General features: G+C 59.5%; 17 protein-coding genes. 5 read left to right on the top strand and 12 right to left on the bottom strand.

Annotation, left to right across the window (positions count from 1 at the left end; genetic code table 11):
- Window positions 1-172: 172 nt before the first annotated feature.
- The 4 genes from L63ED372_RS05450 to uvrC form a co-directional block, all read right to left on the bottom strand.
- A complete protein-coding gene (locus L63ED372_RS05450; protein ID WP_062404148.1) occupies window positions 173-1258 on the bottom strand; it encodes a tartrate dehydrogenase in 1086 nt (361 codons plus the stop codon).
- An 80-nt stretch (window positions 1259-1338) separates the two neighbouring features.
- A complete protein-coding gene (locus L63ED372_RS05445) occupies window positions 1339-2247 on the bottom strand; it encodes a DMT family transporter (RefSeq protein ID WP_062404146.1) in 909 nt (302 codons plus the stop codon).
- On the bottom strand, window positions 2244-2813 hold the full coding sequence (gene pgsA / locus L63ED372_RS05440) for a CDP-diacylglycerol--glycerol-3-phosphate 3-phosphatidyltransferase (RefSeq protein ID WP_062404144.1): 570 nt from the start codon (window positions 2811-2813) through the stop codon (window positions 2244-2246). Before pgsA ends, L63ED372_RS05445 begins: the two co-directional genes overlap by 4 nt.
- A 53-nt stretch (window positions 2814-2866) precedes the next feature.
- On the bottom strand, window positions 2867-4825 hold the full coding sequence (gene uvrC, locus L63ED372_RS05435; protein ID WP_062404142.1) for an excinuclease ABC subunit UvrC: 1959 nt from the start codon (window positions 4823-4825) through the stop codon (window positions 2867-2869).
- 54 nt (window positions 4826-4879) lie between these two features.
- On the opposite strand from uvrC, the gene earP reads away from it, so the two are divergent.
- On the top strand, window positions 4880-5950 hold the full coding sequence (earP, locus tag L63ED372_RS05430) for an elongation factor P maturation arginine rhamnosyltransferase EarP (RefSeq protein ID WP_062407678.1): 1071 nt from the start codon (window positions 4880-4882) through the stop codon (window positions 5948-5950).
- A 76-nt stretch (window positions 5951-6026) separates the two neighbouring features.
- Here the strand turns inward: earP and L63ED372_RS05425 are convergent, their stop codons facing one another.
- The 4 genes from L63ED372_RS05425 to L63ED372_RS16125 form a co-directional block, all read right to left on the bottom strand.
- On the bottom strand, window positions 6027-6620 hold the full coding sequence (locus L63ED372_RS05425; protein WP_062404139.1) for a hypothetical protein: 594 nt from the start codon (window positions 6618-6620) through the stop codon (window positions 6027-6029).
- A gap of 15 nt (window positions 6621-6635) precedes the next feature.
- Complete coding sequence (locus tag L63ED372_RS16680; RefSeq protein WP_062404137.1) at window positions 6636-6854, bottom strand: toll/interleukin-1 receptor domain-containing protein; 219 nt, start codon at window positions 6852-6854, stop codon at window positions 6636-6638.
- An 84-nt stretch (window positions 6855-6938) separates the two neighbouring features.
- The gene (locus L63ED372_RS05415; protein WP_156343556.1) at window positions 6939-7382 is read right to left on the bottom strand and encodes a hypothetical protein; all 444 of its coding nucleotides are present in this window, start codon (window positions 7380-7382) and stop codon (window positions 6939-6941) included.
- 166 nt (window positions 7383-7548) lie between these two features.
- Window positions 7549-8100 (bottom strand): GNAT family N-acetyltransferase, encoded by a 552-nt coding sequence (locus L63ED372_RS16125; RefSeq protein WP_082431595.1) that lies wholly within the window; start codon window positions 8098-8100, stop codon window positions 7549-7551.
- 343 nt (window positions 8101-8443) lie between these two features.
- On the opposite strand from L63ED372_RS16125, the gene L63ED372_RS05410 reads away from it, so the two are divergent.
- From L63ED372_RS05410 to L63ED372_RS05395, 4 genes are all read left to right on the top strand, one after another.
- Entirely contained in the window at window positions 8444-8926 is a 483-nt protein-coding gene (locus L63ED372_RS05410) for a YeeE/YedE family protein (protein WP_062404132.1), read from the top strand.
- The gene (locus tag L63ED372_RS05405) at window positions 8923-9357 is read left to right on the top strand and encodes a DUF6691 family protein (protein WP_062404130.1); all 435 of its coding nucleotides are present in this window, start codon (window positions 8923-8925) and stop codon (window positions 9355-9357) included. Before L63ED372_RS05410 ends, L63ED372_RS05405 begins: the two co-directional genes overlap by 4 nt.
- 97 nt (window positions 9358-9454) lie before the next feature.
- Window positions 9455-10009 (top strand): elongation factor P, encoded by a 555-nt coding sequence (efp, locus tag L63ED372_RS05400; protein ID WP_062404128.1) that lies wholly within the window; start codon window positions 9455-9457, stop codon window positions 10007-10009.
- 88 nt (window positions 10010-10097) lie between these two features.
- Window positions 10098-10970, top strand: coding sequence for a TIGR00730 family Rossman fold protein (locus tag L63ED372_RS05395; protein WP_062407676.1), 873 nt, complete (start codon window positions 10098-10100; stop codon window positions 10968-10970).
- On the opposite strand, the gene L63ED372_RS05390 is transcribed toward L63ED372_RS05395, so the two are convergent.
- From L63ED372_RS05390 to L63ED372_RS05375, 4 genes are read right to left on the bottom strand one after another with little or no spacing between them, the layout of a single operon-like run.
- Window positions 10967-12130 carry an MFS transporter gene (locus L63ED372_RS05390; protein WP_062404125.1) on the bottom strand — a complete coding sequence of 388 codons (1164 nt, stop codon included), beginning with the start codon at window positions 12128-12130 and terminating at the stop codon, window positions 10967-10969. The genes L63ED372_RS05395 and L63ED372_RS05390 overlap by 4 nt on opposite strands.
- 15 nt (window positions 12131-12145) lie before the next feature.
- Entirely contained in the window at window positions 12146-13507 is a 1362-nt protein-coding gene (locus L63ED372_RS05385) for a DNA recombination protein RmuC (RefSeq protein ID WP_062404123.1), read from the bottom strand.
- Window positions 13504-14490 carry a 2-hydroxyacid dehydrogenase gene (locus tag L63ED372_RS05380; protein ID WP_062407673.1) on the bottom strand — a complete coding sequence of 329 codons (987 nt, stop codon included), beginning with the start codon at window positions 14488-14490 and terminating at the stop codon, window positions 13504-13506. Before L63ED372_RS05380 ends, L63ED372_RS05385 begins: the two co-directional genes overlap by 4 nt.
- Window positions 14490-15911, bottom strand: a complete 1422-nt coding sequence (locus L63ED372_RS05375; RefSeq protein ID WP_062404121.1) for a sodium:proton antiporter — start codon at window positions 15909-15911, stop codon at window positions 14490-14492. The genes L63ED372_RS05380 and L63ED372_RS05375 overlap by 1 nt, the downstream gene beginning before the upstream one ends.
- Window positions 15912-15928: the final 17 nt, after the last annotated feature.

The following is a 15928-nucleotide window of genomic DNA, read 5'->3' as shown; positions in this document are numbered from 1 at the left end:
CAACGACATGGACATGTTGATGAAATTTGTTCAGGCAGTGAATGCCTGTAGTGATTAAAACCAGACCTTGTGGGTCTGTCAATCGCATTCACGCTCGCCCGATTGGCGTTGGATTCTAGCCTTGAAAGTAGTACTTGCAAAAAATGGGTGCGGGTTTTTTTAATGGCTCGGCTCAAAGCGCCTGCGCAATCGCCCGACCCACGTCGGCGGTGGAAGCTTTCCCACCCAAATCGGGGGTACGCGGCGCGTCGGCACCAGCTGCCAACACCTTTTCAATGGCGCCGAGAACGGCATCGTGCGCGTCTTTGTAGCCCAAAAATTCGAGCATCATGGCACCACACCAGATCTGGCCAATCGGGTTGGCAATGCCTTTGCCTGCGATGTCGGGGGCCGAGCCGTGAACGGGCTCAAAGAGTGAAGGGAACTTGCGGTCCGGGTTGAGGTTGGCGCTGGGCGCAATGCCAATGGTGCCCGTGCAGGCCGGTCCCAAGTCGCTCAGGATGTCGCCAAACAAATTGCTGGCCACCACCACGTCAAAAAAGTCGGGGCGTTGCACAAAGTGGGCGGTGAGGATGTCGATGTGGAACTTGTCCACGTTGATGCCCGGGTAGCCCTTGGCCATCTCGGCCACACGCTCATCCCAGTAGGGCATGGTGATGGCAATGCCGTTCGATTTGGTGGCGCTGGTCAGGTGCTTTTTGGGGCGGGACTGAGCCAATTCGAAAGCAAACTTCAATACGCGGTCAACGCCAATGCGGCTCATGATGGTCTCTTGCATCACAATCTCGCGCTCGGTACCCGGGAACATGCGCCCCCCCACAGCCGAGTACTCGCCCTCGGTGTTTTCGCGCACGATGTACATGTCGATCTCACCGGGCTGGCGTGGGCTGCCGTCACGGCGCACCACCGGCGCGATGATTCCGGGCATCAAGCGGGCTGGGCGCAGGTTGATGTACTGGTCAAACTCTCGGCGGAACAAAAGCAGCGAGCCCCACAGCGAGACGTGGTCGGCGATTTTTTCAGGCCAGCCTACCGCACCAAAATACAAAGCATCGTGGCCGCCGATCTGGTCTTTCCAGTTGTCCGGCAGCATCTGGCCATGCTTTTCAAAGTAGTCCCAGCTGGAAAAGTCGAAGTGGTCAAAGTGTAGATCAATGCCAAATTTGCGGGCTGCGGCGTCCATCACGCGCAGGCCTTCTGGCATGACTTCCTTGCCAATGCCATCTCCGGGAATGACAGCGATGCGGTGCTTGCTCATAGGGCTTACTTTCTGAATCTGGAAAAAATGGACAGGACTTGAAAAATCAAGAGCTTAGCAACAAAGCCGGGGCATCGATTTCACCTGCGGGACGGTCGCACCACCCAACTCACACCCACAGCCGTCAAGGCGGTGCCCAGCAGGGTGGCCCAGGTGATGGCTTCGCCAAAAAGCAGCCAGGCCATCATGGCCGTGGTCGGCGGCACCAAAAACAGGAGGCTGGTCACCGAGGCAGCAGCCCCGCGCTGGATCAAGATGTAAAGCAGCGAACTCCCGCCCAGGGTCAAACCCAGCACCGACCAGGTCATGGCCCCCACCAATTCACCGTTCCAGCGCATGGTTTCGGTTTCCATCAAGGCAAAAGGCAAGGTGACCACCAACGCGGCCAACAACTGCACCGTGTTGGCCGATCGCACATCACAGGCTTGGACAAATCGCTTTTGGTAAAGGGTACCCACGGTGATGCTGAGCAAAGCAGCCAAGGCAAAGGCCATGTTGACCGGCGTGACGTGGTCGAGGGGCGTGCCCAGGGTCAACTTGCGCCAGACCACCATGAGCAGACCCAGAAAACCGAGCAACAGGCCCAGCCACTGCCTTCGCGAGACACCGGGCTGATCGCTGCCCCGCAAACTGTAGGCCAACCAAATGGCCGTCAAAACCGGTTGGAACCCCACAATCAAGGACGACAAGCCCGAGCCCATCCCGGCCTTGACCGCCACCCACACGCCGCCCAGATAACCCGCATGCATCAGCACACCGGTCACGGACAGATGCAGCCATTGCGAGCGCGTTTGTGGCCAAGCCACCTTGGACCATGAAATCCAGGCCAAAAAGCAGGCGATGGACAAGGTGTAGCGCAGCGCCAAAAAAGACAATGGGGGTGCATGGGGCATGCCGTAGCGGGCGACGATGAAACCGGTGCTCCAGATCAGCACAAACACAACGGGGATCGCTGCCAACCAGCCGTCAGACGAACGGCTGCCGCTCATTTCACGCGGGCTCTGATCTCAGGCAAGGCCTTTTGCATGTAATACACCATGGACCAGACCGTCAAAACGGCGGCCACCACAATCAGCACGGCACCCCAATCGCGGGTATCGATCACGCCAAACAGCGTGCCGTTGTAGAGCAAGAAGGGAATGGCCACCATTTGCACCGTGGTTTTGAGTTTGCCCACCATGTGCACGGCCACACTTTTGCCTGCACCAATTTGCGCCATCCACTCGCGCAAGGACGAAATAGCGATCTCGCGGCCAATGATGATGAGGGCCACCAGCACATTCACCCGGTCCATCTGCACCAGCATCAACAAGGCCGCGCAGACCAAAAACTTGTCGGCCACCGGGTCCAAAAAGGCCCCAAAAGCCGAGGTCTGGTTGAGCTTGCGGGCCAAAAATCCGTCCAGCCAATCGGTGAAAGCGAACAACACAAACAGCACCGTCGCGATCCAATTTTTCGTCTCGATCGTCAAAGTGTCGAGGTAGTACACGCCAATGATCAAAGGGATCGCGACAATGCGCGTCCAGGTCATGATGGTGGGAATGGTGAAAAACATGCTGCAGATTGTGGCACGCCAAGCCAACAGCGCGATGACAGACGGTTATGGGCTCAGTGCAAGGCGTTGTAAATGGTCTCAGCCAGCTCGCGCGAGATGCCTTCCACGCCCAGCAAGTCCTCCACGCTGGCGCTTTCCACACCCCGCACACCGCCAAAGCGTTGCAACAGCTTGGCGCGTTTGCGTGGGCCAATGCCGGGGATTTCTTCGATCTTGCTGCCGCCCATGCGCACCTTGGCCCGCTGGGCCCGCATGCCGGTTATGGCAAAGCGGTGTGCCTCGTCGCGGATTTGCGCCACCAGCATCAGCGCGGCCGAGTCCTTGCCCAGGTAGACCTTCTCGCGGCCATCGGCAAACACCAGCTCTTCCAGACCCACCTTGCGGCCCTCGCCTTTTTCCACGCCCACGATGCGCGAGAGGTCCAGCCCCAAGTCGGTGAACACCTCACGCGCCATGCTCACTTGGCCTTTGCCGCCGTCGATCAGCACCAAGTCCGGCAGCCGGGCCGTGCCTTCGCCCGAGCGCAAAGCTTCGGCCAGCTTGCCATAGCGGCGCATCAACACCTGGCGCATGGCGGCGTAATCGTCACCGGGAGTGATGCCCTCGATGTTGTAGCGGCGGTAGTCGCCGCTTTGCATCTTGTGCTGGCGGAACACCACACAAGAGGCCTGCGTGTTCTCGCCTGCCGTGTGTGAGATGTCGAAACACTCGATGTGCAGCTGGTCCAAATCGTCTGGCGCCAAGTCCAGCGCCTCGGCCAACGCCCGGGTGCGGGCCTGCTGCGAGCCTTCTTCGGCCAGCAAACGGGCCAGTTGCAGCTCGGCGTTTTTCTCGGCCATCTCCAGCCACACGCGGCGGTGCTCGCGCGGATTGGTCACCGTGCTGATCTTCACGCCCGACTGCGCCGACAAAGCCGCGATCAATGATTTGTCGACCGCCGCGCTCAAGATCAGGAGTGGCGGCACGGGTACGCCAATGTAGTGCTGGGCCAAAAACGCTTCGAGCACCTGCACCTCGACCGGGCGTTTGGGTTCACCCTCTCCCTGCCCTTCACCCTCGTCTTCGCTCTCCTCCAGCCCCAGCAGGTCCTGCGCGTCTTGCACATGCACCGGAAAGTAAGGCCGGTCGCCCAAATGCCGACCGCCACGCACCATGGCCAGGTTCACACAGGCGCGGCCGCCCTGCACTTTGGCCACCAAAATGTCGGCATCGGTGTCCACCGCCGTGTCGACTGACTGCTGGTGCAAGACCCGCGACAGCGCCGTCAACTGGTTGCGCACCTCGGCGGCCAACTCGAATTCGAGCTTGTCGGCGTGCGCCATCATCCGCGCTTCCATCTCGTGCATCAGCGCCTGGGTCTCACCGCGCAAAAACTGCTCGGCATGCTGCACATCGGCCTTGTAGTCTTCGGGGCTGATCAGGTTCACACACGGACCTGAGCAACGCTTGATCTGAAACAGCAGGCAAGGCCGGGTGCGGTTGGCAAACACCGTGTCCTCGCAGGTGCGCAACCTGAACACCTTCTGAATCAGCTGAATCGACTCCTTGACCGCCCAGGCGCTGGGAAACGGCCCAAAGTAACGGTGCTTCTTTTCCACCGCACCCCGGTAATACGCCACACGCGGGTAATGCTGCGCCTCGGGCGTCTTCACCATAGCGGGCAGCGCCACGCGGCCGTTGCCCGTGAGCTTGAGGTAGGGGTAACTCTTGTCGTCCCGAAACAGGATGTTGAAGCGCGGGTGCAGCGTCTTGATGAGGTTGTTTTCCAGCAGCAGCGCCTCGGCCTCGGAGCGCACCACCGTGGTCTCCATGCGCGTGATCTTGCTGACCATGTGGCCAATGCGGGTGCCGCCATGGTCTTTCTGGAAATAGCTCGACACCCGGCGCTTGAGGTTCAGCGCCTTGCCCACATACAGCAGCTGCTCCTGCGCATCAAAGTAGCGGTACACCCCCGGCAAGGCGGGCAGCGCGGCAACTTGCGCGAGCAGGGCTTCATCATGGTTGTGCGACATGGCGGCTATTGTCTGTGAAAAGATGTGTGTGAAATCTCCAGCGACAATCGCCGCATGCAAACTGGCCAACTCTGGGACATCTTCTGCACCGTCATCGACAACCACGGCGACCTGGGCGTGTGCTGGCGCCTGACGCGCCAGTTGCGCGACGCGGGCCAACGCGTGCGCCTGTGGGTGGACGACGCCTCGGCCCTGGCTTGGATGGCCCCCACCGCCCACCAAGAGCCTGGCATTGAAGTGCGGCCATGGGCCGAAGCCAGCCAAACCAGCACCCTGCAAGCGCTGCCCCCGGCCGACGTCTGGGTCGAAGCCTTTGGCTGCAACATCCCCGAAGCCTTTGTGGCGCACGGCGTAGCCACCCGAGCGCAACAACCCAAGTGGATCAACCTCGAATACCTGAGCGCCGAAGACTGGGTGCCCCGCATGCACCAGCTGCCCTCGCCCATCATGAGCGGCCCGGCCAAGGGCTGGACCAAGACCTTCTTTTACCCCGGCTTCACCCCAGACACGGGCGGCCTGCTGCGCGAGGCCAACCTGATGGAGCGCCAGCAACGCTTTGACCGCGCTGCCTGGCGCCAACAGCACGCCCCCAACCCGGCCCCGAACGGCCTGCTGATCAGCCTGTTCTGCTACGAACCCGCCGCCCTGCCCCAGCTGCTGGCGCAACTGGCGGGCACACCCCACCACCTGCTCGTCACCCCCGGCCGCCCGCTGGCAGCGGTGCAGCAAGCACTGGCAGGCATGGCCGAACCACCGAACTGGAGCACCCTGCCCTACACCGACCAAAACGGCTTCGACGAAATGCTCTGGGCCTGCGACCTCAACTTTGTGCGTGGCGAAGACTCGCTGGTCCGGGCGCTATGGGCAGGCCAACCCTTCATCTGGCAGATCTACCCACAAGACGACAACGCGCACCACGCCAAGCTGGAGGCATTTTTGGATTGGATGCAGGTCCCGGAGAGTTTGCGCAAGGCGCATCGGGTTTGGAATGGAATGGAAGCGGGTAAATGGCCAACGCTCAATGCCGAAACACTGCGCATTTGGAGCCAGAACACCCAAATCAAGCGACATCAAATTTCTGGGCAAACTCATTTGGTCAAGCAACTCATCAAGTTCATGGGTTGACAACAAATACAGGGTAAAAAAAGGGCGTCTAGCCGAGCCCTCCCGTTCACCGTTTTGTTACATGACATTGGAGTTGTCACGGATGCTTCTCAACGGGGTCACGAATCAGTTGAAAGAACTGATCGTATAACCTGACCAAGGTTGGTTCTGCCGGACATCGCTGCTGCGAATACTCGACTAGTACGAAGAACGACTCATTGCGCTTAATGGACCGATTGCTGTAGGCCGGACGAACAATCCTGTCAGGCTGCGAAGATATGTGGAAGCCAGCGGTTGTTGCCCAGATGCCTGCGGACCAAGCCACATTGTGTGGCCTTCCTGCTGGTCCCATGCCAGCATCAATGAACTTAACCGGTTGTGCCCAATTCGTTTCAAATCCAAAACCCTCTTGAACTTGAAGCCCTGTCCCGAGTTCCACAATCATGAACTGCGACATCGGAAATGCGCGATAGTAAAAATCTGTTGGCGCGTTGGCTGCGACACGTGTCGGTGAATTTCCCCGGATTGCATTGCGAATCTCATCAATCGTGTTTGCGAAGCCGATTTCGAATGCTCGAATCATGTTTGCGGCACGGATTCGAACTGGCAGGAGGGGATGCATGTCCTCGATTGGGTCAAGTGCAACCGGAATAATGAACACGTCGCCATGCCGCTCATATGCCTTCTGCAAGCCAAGATCGATCTCCTATTTGAAACCCTTACCATCCAAAGCGTCGCGAGACAGGAAAACGACGAGTTTTGAGGCTTCGTCAATCGCGCGATCAATTGTTGCCCAAATAAGCTTACCGTGTGAAATGTCCCATTTATCCAGGAAGACATTGATGCCCTGAGACTCCAAGGCCTCAGCAATCTTGGCGACGACCGTCGCGTCGCACCATCCGTGACTAAGAAATGCCTTTGTCATTTTCTGAAATCCTGAAATGCCATGTAACGCCCAAGCTGAGCCTCGCGCTGCAGCTTCACGACGCGAGTAGGATCGAGCGACTGGTTAGAGCTCACTTTTCGCACTCCATAGAAGGAGCATTGCAATTGAATTCACCAGCGCGTGTGGCACCGCAGCCGCCAAAAAGCCCTGGCTAAACGATTCACGGCGCCAAGAAATGTAGCCGCACGAGAACACAAAGAAGCTCCATGCAGTTCCGAAGAACCAGAGCGCCCCGAAAAACCCGTGGACCCCACCCCACAACACAGCAGAAATTGCAGCACACACAGCAGGCTGCAGTGATGTCGACGACAGCACCTTGAGTAGCCCAGCCAGCATGAACGTCTCGAATAACGGTGCAAAAACAACGGTACCAAAAACACTACCGAGCGTGACCTCCCTTGCCGGCGCCGCATGCGCTGCGACGTCCATCCCAGCGGTTTCGGCGAAAAATCTCGCCAGCGAGTAGAGAAGTGCTGAAGGGATGAGTGCCAGTTGCGCCAGGCACATGCTGTACTTCCAGAGCGATATCTCCGGACGGAGTAGGAACCCGAGCAAATGGCGCATTGCGGTCTAACGTTTGAGTTAACCGGCGTGCGCCAGAGTGGCGGAGCCGGGCAAGAATGAAATGATGCCCGGCTCCGCCACGCCGAAGCACGTCCGGTTGAACGAGGGGTTAGCTGGCTTGAGTATTTGGAAGTAGGACATAAACATGCGCGTCGACGGGCCGCCCGTGGAGGAAAATACGATTGCGAGCCAGAGACTCAAGCGCGGCACCGCTTGCAGCAGCGGCTGCTTGGCTCGCGACGTTACCAGTGGCGACGACAATTTCAAGGCGATAAAGCCCCAGCTGCTTGAAGCCGAACTCTGCGAGTAACGCAATTGCTTGTAGAGCAAAACCCTTGCGTTGCTGCGACTGCCGAACCCAGTAGCCAACGTTGCCGTAACGATGTTGACCAGATAGCTGATTGATGCTTGCGCCACCAAGCAAAAGGCCTGAGGAGGCACAGAAGAGCCCCATGTCGAAGGCACGATCTGCTTGGCGCTCCCGGTCACAGGTGGAAAACCATGCAAGTGCATCGCTTGGAGTGAAAGCAGTGGTGCACCACGGCATCCATGGATTCATGGTTTCAACTGATTCACGCGCGGCCGCAGCAAATTCATCCGCGTCCTCCGTAGCAAAAGGGCGAATAACGACTTGAGGATTTGAAAGTGGCTGAATTTTCATGGCCAGCTAACTCAATGTAGACCGCAAAACCCGGGTGTTACATCCGGGCCGAGTCGATACATACTTTTGATGAATAGGCTGAAAACCATATCGGACAAGGCCTTCGGTCTCCATGCCTGAATTTTTGTACAGGTATAAATTCACCATGAAACCCGGCACTCCTTGTTGGTCATCCGCTGAGGTTTGTCAGTCGGCGTCGCGTCAAAATATACCACCAATGTTTACATTTTTTTGTAAGTCGCGCTCGCTAATACAAAATAATTGAGAAGATCCTGAAACCCAGAGCAATCAATCTGTATGTATGCAAAATTGACCAGATCCGCGTGCCCGATAATCCCGACCCATGACTCTGATTGACACCCTCTTCCCCCTCGGCTGGCAGCACTACCTGCTGGGCGGCCTGACCATTGGCGCTGGCGTGGCGCTGCTTTATGTGTTCAACGGCTGGGTGGGCGGCATGAGTTCCGTTTTTTCCAGCAGTTGGTCGTTCGTGTCCAAACGGGCGTTTTTTCAGCAAGCGCGCTTTGTCAGCACCCGCAACTGGCGGCTGGTTTACGCGCTGGGCGTGGTGCTGGGGGCGCTGGTTTGGCGGTTCACGCTGGCGGGCGGCGAGGCGCAGCACACCAGCGTGCCCGCCTGGCAGCTGTTGGGTGGCGGCTTTTTGGTGGGCTACGGTGCCCGCTTGGGCAATGGCTGCACATCGGGCCACGGCATTTGTGGCCTGGGCTCGTTGCAACTGCCTTCGCTGGGCGCGGTGCTCACCTTCATGGCCACCGCCTTCATGACCGCCAACCTGATGGCCATCTTCACGAAAGGCCTGGCATGAACCCGCTGAACCCTCACACCCTGACCCTGCCCAAAGCGCTGGTCACCCTGGTCGCCGGGGCCTTGTTTGGCTTTGGCTTGTCTTTGGCCACCATGGTCCAACCCGATGTGGTTTTGAGCTTTTTGCGCTTTCAAGACTGGGGCCTGATCTTGGTCATGGGCGGTGCTGCAGGCCTGGCCATGCTGGCTTACAAAGGTGTTCCCCGCTGGCTGGGCCGCCCCTTTCTGGGCGGTCAGTTCCTGACGCAACCGGCCAGCTGGAACCGCCAGACCGTGATCGGCTCCGCCATTTTTGGTGTGGGCTGGGGGTTGTCGGGCGTTTGCCCCGGCCCCGCGATTGCGGCCTTGGGAACCGGTAACACCGACATCTTGTGGGCCTTGGGCGGCATTGTGCTGGGCGCTTTGGCCCACGGCCTGACGACGCGGGACTGATTGCCTGCGGTCGCCCCCAGCCCCAAAGCCAAGCCCCACAGGTTAGAATAACTGGCTTGGCTTCAAGCCACCCTCTTTCATTTCAGACTCAATTCCTATGAAAACCGCTCAAGAAATCCGCGTCGGCAACGTCATCATGCACGGCAAAGACCCCATGGTCGTCCTGCGCACCGAATACCAACGCGGTGGCCGCGGCTCGTCCACCGTGCGCATGAAGCTCAAGAGCTTGATCGCCAACTTCGGCACCGAAGTTGTGTTCCGCGCCGACGACAAGATGGACCAGGTCATTCTGGACAAAAAAGAGTGCACCTACTCGTACTTCGCTGACCCCATGTACGTGTGCATGGACACCGATTTCAACCAGTACGAAGTCGAAGCCACCAACATGGGCGACGCCCTGAACTACCTCGAAGACGGCATGGAACTCGAAGTGGTGTTCTACAACGAGAAAGCCATCTCGGTCGAATTGCCCACCAGCGTGGTGCGCGAGATCACCTGGACCGAGCCCGCTGTCAAAGGCGACACCTCTGGCAAGGTGCTCAAGCCCGCCAAGATCGCCACCGGCATGGAAGTGCCAGTGCCTTTGTTCGTGAGCCAAGGCGACAAGATCGAGATCGACACCCGCACAGGCGAATACCGCAAGCGCGTCTGATCTTCAGATCATGCCCCCCGAGAAAGCCCCGCAAGGGGCTTTTTTCATGGGTGATCGCGTATCTTGTGGCCGGTGCACAATCGACTTCATGCAAAGCACTCAAAACCTGAAAGACTCTTCTCTGCCTCACGCTTGGGCCGACTTGCAGGCGCAAACCAAGCTGAGTGACTGGCTGGAGCCCGAGGCACATCGACTGGCCTTTGCCGATCCCGAATTTTTGTTGCGACGCGAAACCCGGGGCATTCGCTTTCAGCTGGAAATGCTCAAGCCCGATCTGGCCCAGGCCGAAGCCGGTATTGAGCACACGGTGGTCGTCTTTGGCAGCGCCCGCTTTGTGGACCGGGCCACGGCCCAAGCCCAGCTTGAGGCAGCGGAGCAAAGTGGCAATCCACAGGAACTGGCCAAAGCCCAGGCGCTGGTGCGCAACGCCGAGCATTACGAAAGTGCCCGTGTGTTTGCCCAGTTGGTCGCCCGCGCCTGCTCCTGTCTGCCAGACGATGAAAAGCTCTTCATCTGCACCGGAGGCGGCCCCGGCATCATGGAGGCAGCCAACCGGGGGGCGCAAGAGGCGGGGGCGCCTTCGGTGGCGCTCAACATCGCCCTGCCCCACGAACAGCACCCCAACCCTTATGTCACGCCCGAGTTGAGCTTCAAGTTCCACTACTTCGCGCTGCGCAAAATGCACTTCATGATGCGGGCCAAGGCCTTGGTGGCGTTTCCCGGCGGCTTTGGCACGCTGGATGAGTTGTTCGAGGTCATGACGCTGGTGCAAACCCGCAAAGCCCGGCCTGTGCCCATCTTGTTGTTTGGCACCGCCTTCTGGAAAGGGCTGATCAACATGGAGGTGTTGATCGAGGAGGGCACGATCTCTGCGAGTGACCTGCAGCTGTTCCACTACGTGGACACCCCTGAAGACGCCTGGCAGGCGATTTGCAAGTTTTACCAGCTGTCGGTCGCTTAAGAGGAACGCAATCGCCAGGCAGCCCTTGCGCCCAGACCGACAGCCGCGCCCACCACCCAAAAGACCGGCCCCACGCCCGCAACTGCCCCGGCCGTGCCAAACAACATGGGCATCAGCACGCTGGACGCATTGATGGTCATCAGGCGCAGGCCCAGCGCCTCACCTTGCCGATGCTGTGGGGTGATCTGGTGCAAGGTGCTCATGATCATGGGCTGCACCGTGCCCAACACCAGCCCCAGCAGCACCGAGCACGCGCCCATGGCCCAAGGGCTGGGCATAAAGGGATAAGCGCCAAACAACAAGGCGGTGCACACCATGGCCCCGGTGATGATCTGGTGCTCTTTGACGTGACGCGAAATGAAAGGCAAACACACCCGAATGAAGGTCGCCGCAATGGCAAACGCGCCCAAGATGGTGCCCACCACCGAGGCGCTGTAACCCCGCTCGTGCCCCAGCACCGGCACCACAAAGGTGTGCACATCCCAGCACGAAGACAGCAACCAGTTGACCCCCAACAAACGCCGCATCATGGGCTCGGCCAACAAATCCAGGGCTCTGCGGGGGGCCGCGTTGTCCAGCACTTTGGGGGCGTGCAGCTCTTTGGCCAAGCGCACCCAAAACCAGGTGCCCAGCGGCAGCAAGGCCATGAGCAAAAAGGCCCACTGAAAACCATGGATGTGTGCCGCTTCGGGTCCGGCAAAGTCAATCAGCAAACCAGCCAAGACGGGCCCCAAAAAGTTGGAAATGGCCGGGCCAATCGACAACCAGCTGAAGGCCACCCGCAACTCGGCCGGGTTGTGCGCCATGCGGCCCACATGGCGCTGCAGTGCGATCACCGCCATGCCCGTGGCACCCCCCGTGGCCAAGGCGCTCAGGCACATGACCGGAAAAACCGGCCAGATGACCGACAAAGAAGCCCCTACACAGGCCACCAACACGCTGATGCGCAGGGGTTTTTTGAGGCCATGGCGGTCGGCAAAACGCCCGGCGGGCAATGCCAAAAATACCTGCGTGAGCGCAAACAGGGCCAACAAGGCCCCCACCGCCATGGCGCTGTAGCCTTGCTTGAGTGCCAAGAGCGGCGTGGCCATGCGCATGCCGGCCATGCAGGCGTGCAAACAAATTTGCCCTGCAATCAGCCGTGTCAGTTCACGTTTCATGCCGCGGTGTTGGGGTCAGGCATCGCCACCTGGCAAGAGCGCTTGCGCCTGTGACTCCGGCAAGGCATCGACCTGGCGCAGCGCCCGGTTCATGACGTTGCTGCGGGTCTGGGCTTGGTCCAGGGTGTTGAGCACGGTTTGTGTCTGGTTGCGCACTTTGTCCAGCACGTCGCCAAACTTGCCAAACTCGGTCTTCACCGCGCCCAGCACCTGCCAGACTTCGCTGGAGCGCTTTTCCAGAGCCAGGGTTCTGAAGCCCATTTGCAAGGCGTTGAGCATGGCCATCAAGTTGGTCGGGCCCGCCAGCGTCACGCGGTGTTCGCGCTGCAGGGTTTCCATCAAACCCGGGCGGCGCAAGACCTCGGCGTACAGCCCTTCGGTGGGCAAGAACATGACCGCAAAGTCGGTGGTGTGCGGTGGCTCCAGGTATTTTTCGGCGATCGACTTGGCTTCGAGCTTGATGCGCGTCTCGAGCGCCTTGGCGCACAACTCGGCTTGCACCGGGTCCGCACGGCCTTGGGCTTCGAGCAAGCGCTCGTAGTCTTCGTTGGGAAACTTCGCGTCGATCGGCAGCCACACGGGCTGGCCGCTGTCGGATCGGCCTGGCAAGCGAATCGCAAAGTCCACCCGGTTTTTGTCGCCGGGGCGCGTGGCCACTTGCACCGCGTACTGCTCGGGCGTGAGCACTTGTTCGAGCAACGAGGCCAGTTGCGCCTCGCCGAACATGCCTCGGGTTTTGACGTTGGTCAGCAGGTGCTTGAGGTCACCCACGCCTTGCGCCAGGTTGTGCATTTCGCCCAAGCCTTTGTGCACTTGCTCCAGGCGCTCGGCCACTTGTTTGAAGCTCTCGCCCAAGCGGGCTTGCAAGGTGGCTTGCAGTTTTTCGTCGACCGTCTGGCGCATTTCATCGAGCTTAGCGGCGTTGCTTTGCTGCAGCTGCGACAGCTGGGTTTCCATGGTGCCGCGCATCTCGGTCAGGCGGCGGGCGTTGGCCTCAGACAACGCATTGACCTGCTGGGCCAGGCTGTCGGTCAGGCTTTTTTGCAGCAAGGCCAGTTGCTGCGCCAGTGCGTCAATTTGCTGGTTTTGGGTGCGGGTGGCTTCGGCGCTTTGCTGCAGCAGCGATTGCTGGAACAGCGTGAGCGTTTGCATGGACTCTTGTCGGCCTTGCACACCCGACTGACTGATCTCGGTGCGCAGCTCGCGCTCCAGGCGCTCAGTCTGGGCTTGCAGGGCAGCAAACTGCTGTTGGAGCCACGCCGCTTGCTCGTCCAACTTGTCTTCTTGAGCCAGCGGTGCAGCTTTGGCGCGAAACAACAGGGCCAACAGCCCGAGCAGGTTCAACCCACCCAGCGCCAGCCACACCCATTCACTCATAGGGCCTTGCCTGGCACAGTGTTCAGCGGCGTGAGGGCCTGGCCACGGGTCAGGTAAGCCACCAAGTTGTCCGCCGCGAGCTGCGCCATGGCCTTGCGGGTTTTGACCGTGCTGCTGGCAATGTGAGGCGTGAGCACCACATTGGAGACTTTCAACAAGTCGGGGTGCACCGAGGGCTCGCCCTCGAACACATCCAGACCCGCAGCCGCAATTTGCCCTGAAGCCAAGGCTTGAGCCAGCGCCGCATCGTCCACAATGCCGCCGCGAGCAATGTTGACCAAGGTCGCGCTCGGCTTCATCTGCGCCAGTTCGGCCGCGCCGATGGTGTGGTGCGACTCGGCACTGTAGGGCACGACCAGCATGACGTGGTCCGCGGTTTGCAGCAGCTCTGGCTTGGACACATAAGTGGCCTTGCACTCTGCTTCCAGCTCGGCACTCAGGCGTGAGCGGTTGTGATAAATCACATTCATGCCAAAGCCGTGGGCTGCGCGACGGGCAATGCCCTGCCCGATGCGGCCCATGCCGATGATGCCGATGGTCGAACCATGTACCTCGGCACCGGCAAACATGTCGTAGCTCCACTTTTTCCACAAGCCCGCACGCAGGAAATGCTCGCTCTCAGTCACGCGGCGGGCTGTGGCCATGAGCAAAGCAAAGCCAAAGTCGGCCGTGGTCTCAGTCAGCACGTCGGGCGTGTTGCTGGCCTGCACACCAGCAGCGGTCATGGCGGACACGTCAAAGTTATTGAAGCCCACGGCCATGTTGGCCACGATGCGCAGCTGCGGGTTGGCCTGCAGCAGCGCCGCGTCGATGCGCTCGCTGCCTGTGGTGAGCGCCCCCACTTTGCCCTGCATGCGGCGGGTGAGTTCTGCGGCAGACCAGACCTCGTCAGCCTGGTTGTTCTCGACGTCGAACACCTGCGCCAAAGACTGCAGGACCTCGGGAAAGATGGCACGGGCCACCAAAATGGCAGGTTTAGACATCATCGGAACCAGATGAGACTCATGACGACAAACAGGGGCACCAGAATGCAACCCGACCAGAGCATGTATCCAAAGAAGCTGGGCATTTTCACGCCACGGTCTTCGGCAATCGCTTTGACCATCAGGTTGGGCGCATTGCCAATGTAGGTGTTGGCGCCCATGAACACGGCACCAGCAGAAATGGCGGCCAGCGTCGGGGCCAGTGTGGTCATCAATACCTGCGGGTCACCACCAGCGGTGTTGAAGAAGACCAAATAAGTGGGTGCGTTGTCGAGGAACGAACTCAATGCGCCCGTGATCCAGAAGTACATCATCACATCAGGGCTGCCATCGGGCTGGGTCACCGCTTGAACCACTGCGCCGAATGGGCCATTCACGCCCGCCTTGAGCATGGCGATGACCGGGATGATGGTCAAGAAAATGCCCGCGAAGAGTTTGGCCACTTCGGCCATGGGAGCCCAGCCGAATTGGTTGTCCTCATGCACCTTGGAGGGGGTGATTTTGAGGGACAAGAACGTCACGGCGATCAAACCCAGATCGCGCACCACGCCCGGCAAGCCAACATCGGTGCCGTAGATGTTGAAAGACACTGGCGATTTCCAAAGTCCGCTCATCAACACCAAGCCCACCACCGCGGCCAGCAACCAGAAGTTGATGGCCCCATCAAAACCAATCGATTTGGAATCGGGCGTCGGGTCTTGTGGCAACAAAGCTTCACGGCGGTAGAACCAGGAATCCATGACAAAGAAGATGGCCAGCAAGCTGCCCACCAAGAACAAGGTCTCGGGGAAGATGGTTTTGATGGTCCAGAAGAAGTCAACGCCCTTCAAGAAGCCCAAAAACAAAGGGGGATCGCCCAAGGGCGTCAGGGAGCCACCGGCGTTGGAGACGATGAAGATGAAAAACACCACCACATGCGCCACATGCTTGCGGTTGTCGTTGGCGCGGATGAGGGGACGAATCAGCAGCATGGACGCCCCTGTGGTGCCCATGAAGCTGGCCAAAAAAGCACCAATGGCCAAGATGGCGGTGTTCAGGCCCGGGCTGCCGTGCAAATTGCCTCGGATGTAAATCCCGCCAGACACGGTGAACAAGGCCGTGAGCAAGATGATGAAGGGAATGTATTCGGCAAACAGGGCGTGCACCATGTTGGCGCCAGCCGCTGCAGGACCGAACATCAGGGCAAAAGGCACCAGAAATGCCAAGCCCCAAGCGGCGGCCACTTTGCCGTAATGGTGGTGCCAGAAATGGGGCACCAGCAAAGGCATCAAGGCAATCGACAACAAAATGCCCGCAAAAGGCACCCCCCAGAGGACAGACAGCTGAGCGCCATCAAAGTCGGCGGCCCAAGCCCCCCCAGACATGGCCAACAACGCCGGCAAAGCCAGCCAAGCGGTCCATCGTGTCCCCAAAAGCTTCATGGTGCAAATCTCCAATT

This window comes from Limnohabitans sp. 63ED37-2, from assembly GCF_001412535.1.
GTDB lineage: Bacteria > Pseudomonadota > Gammaproteobacteria > Burkholderiales > Burkholderiaceae_C > Limnohabitans_A.
The sequence above is the reverse complement of the archived record's forward strand: the minus strand, read 5'-3'. Positions and strand labels throughout refer to the sequence as shown.

Bases quoted from the DNA above. Each gene is read 5' to 3' on its own strand.
- L63ED372_RS05450 (WP_062404148.1), bottom strand. From the start codon at position 1,258: ATGAGCAAGCACCGCATCGCTGTCATTCCCGGAGATGGCATTGGCAAG.
- L63ED372_RS05445 (WP_062404146.1), bottom strand. From the start codon at position 2,247: ATGAGCGGCAGCCGTTCGTCTGACGGCTGGTTGGCAGCGATCCCCGTT.
- pgsA (WP_062404144.1), bottom strand. From the start codon at position 2,813: ATGTTTTTCACCATTCCCACCATCATGACCTGGACGCGCATTGTCGCG.
- uvrC (WP_062404142.1), bottom strand. From the start codon at position 4,825: ATGTCGCACAACCATGATGAAGCCCTGCTCGCGCAAGTTGCCGCGCTG.
- earP (WP_062407678.1), top strand. From the start codon at position 4,880: ATGCAAACTGGCCAACTCTGGGACATCTTCTGCACCGTCATCGACAAC.
- L63ED372_RS16680 (WP_062404137.1), bottom strand. From the start codon at position 6,854: ATGACAAAGGCATTTCTTAGTCACGGATGGTGCGACGCGACGGTCGTC.
- L63ED372_RS05415 (WP_156343556.1), bottom strand. From the start codon at position 7,382: ATGTGCCTGGCGCAACTGGCACTCATCCCTTCAGCACTTCTCTACTCG.
- L63ED372_RS16125 (WP_082431595.1), bottom strand. From the start codon at position 8,100: ATGAAAATTCAGCCACTTTCAAATCCTCAAGTCGTTATTCGCCCTTTT.
- L63ED372_RS05410 (WP_062404132.1), top strand. From the start codon at position 8,444: ATGACTCTGATTGACACCCTCTTCCCCCTCGGCTGGCAGCACTACCTG.
- L63ED372_RS05405 (WP_062404130.1), top strand. From the start codon at position 8,923: ATGAACCCGCTGAACCCTCACACCCTGACCCTGCCCAAAGCGCTGGTC.
- efp (WP_062404128.1), top strand. From the start codon at position 9,455: ATGAAAACCGCTCAAGAAATCCGCGTCGGCAACGTCATCATGCACGGC.
- L63ED372_RS05395 (WP_062407676.1), top strand. From the start codon at position 10,098: ATGCAAAGCACTCAAAACCTGAAAGACTCTTCTCTGCCTCACGCTTGG.
- L63ED372_RS05390 (WP_062404125.1), bottom strand. From the start codon at position 12,130: ATGAAACGTGAACTGACACGGCTGATTGCAGGGCAAATTTGTTTGCAC.
- L63ED372_RS05385 (WP_062404123.1), bottom strand. From the start codon at position 13,507: ATGAGTGAATGGGTGTGGCTGGCGCTGGGTGGGTTGAACCTGCTCGGG.
- L63ED372_RS05380 (WP_062407673.1), bottom strand. From the start codon at position 14,490: ATGTCTAAACCTGCCATTTTGGTGGCCCGTGCCATCTTTCCCGAGGTC.
- L63ED372_RS05375 (WP_062404121.1), bottom strand. From the start codon at position 15,911: ATGAAGCTTTTGGGGACACGATGGACCGCTTGGCTGGCTTTGCCGGCG.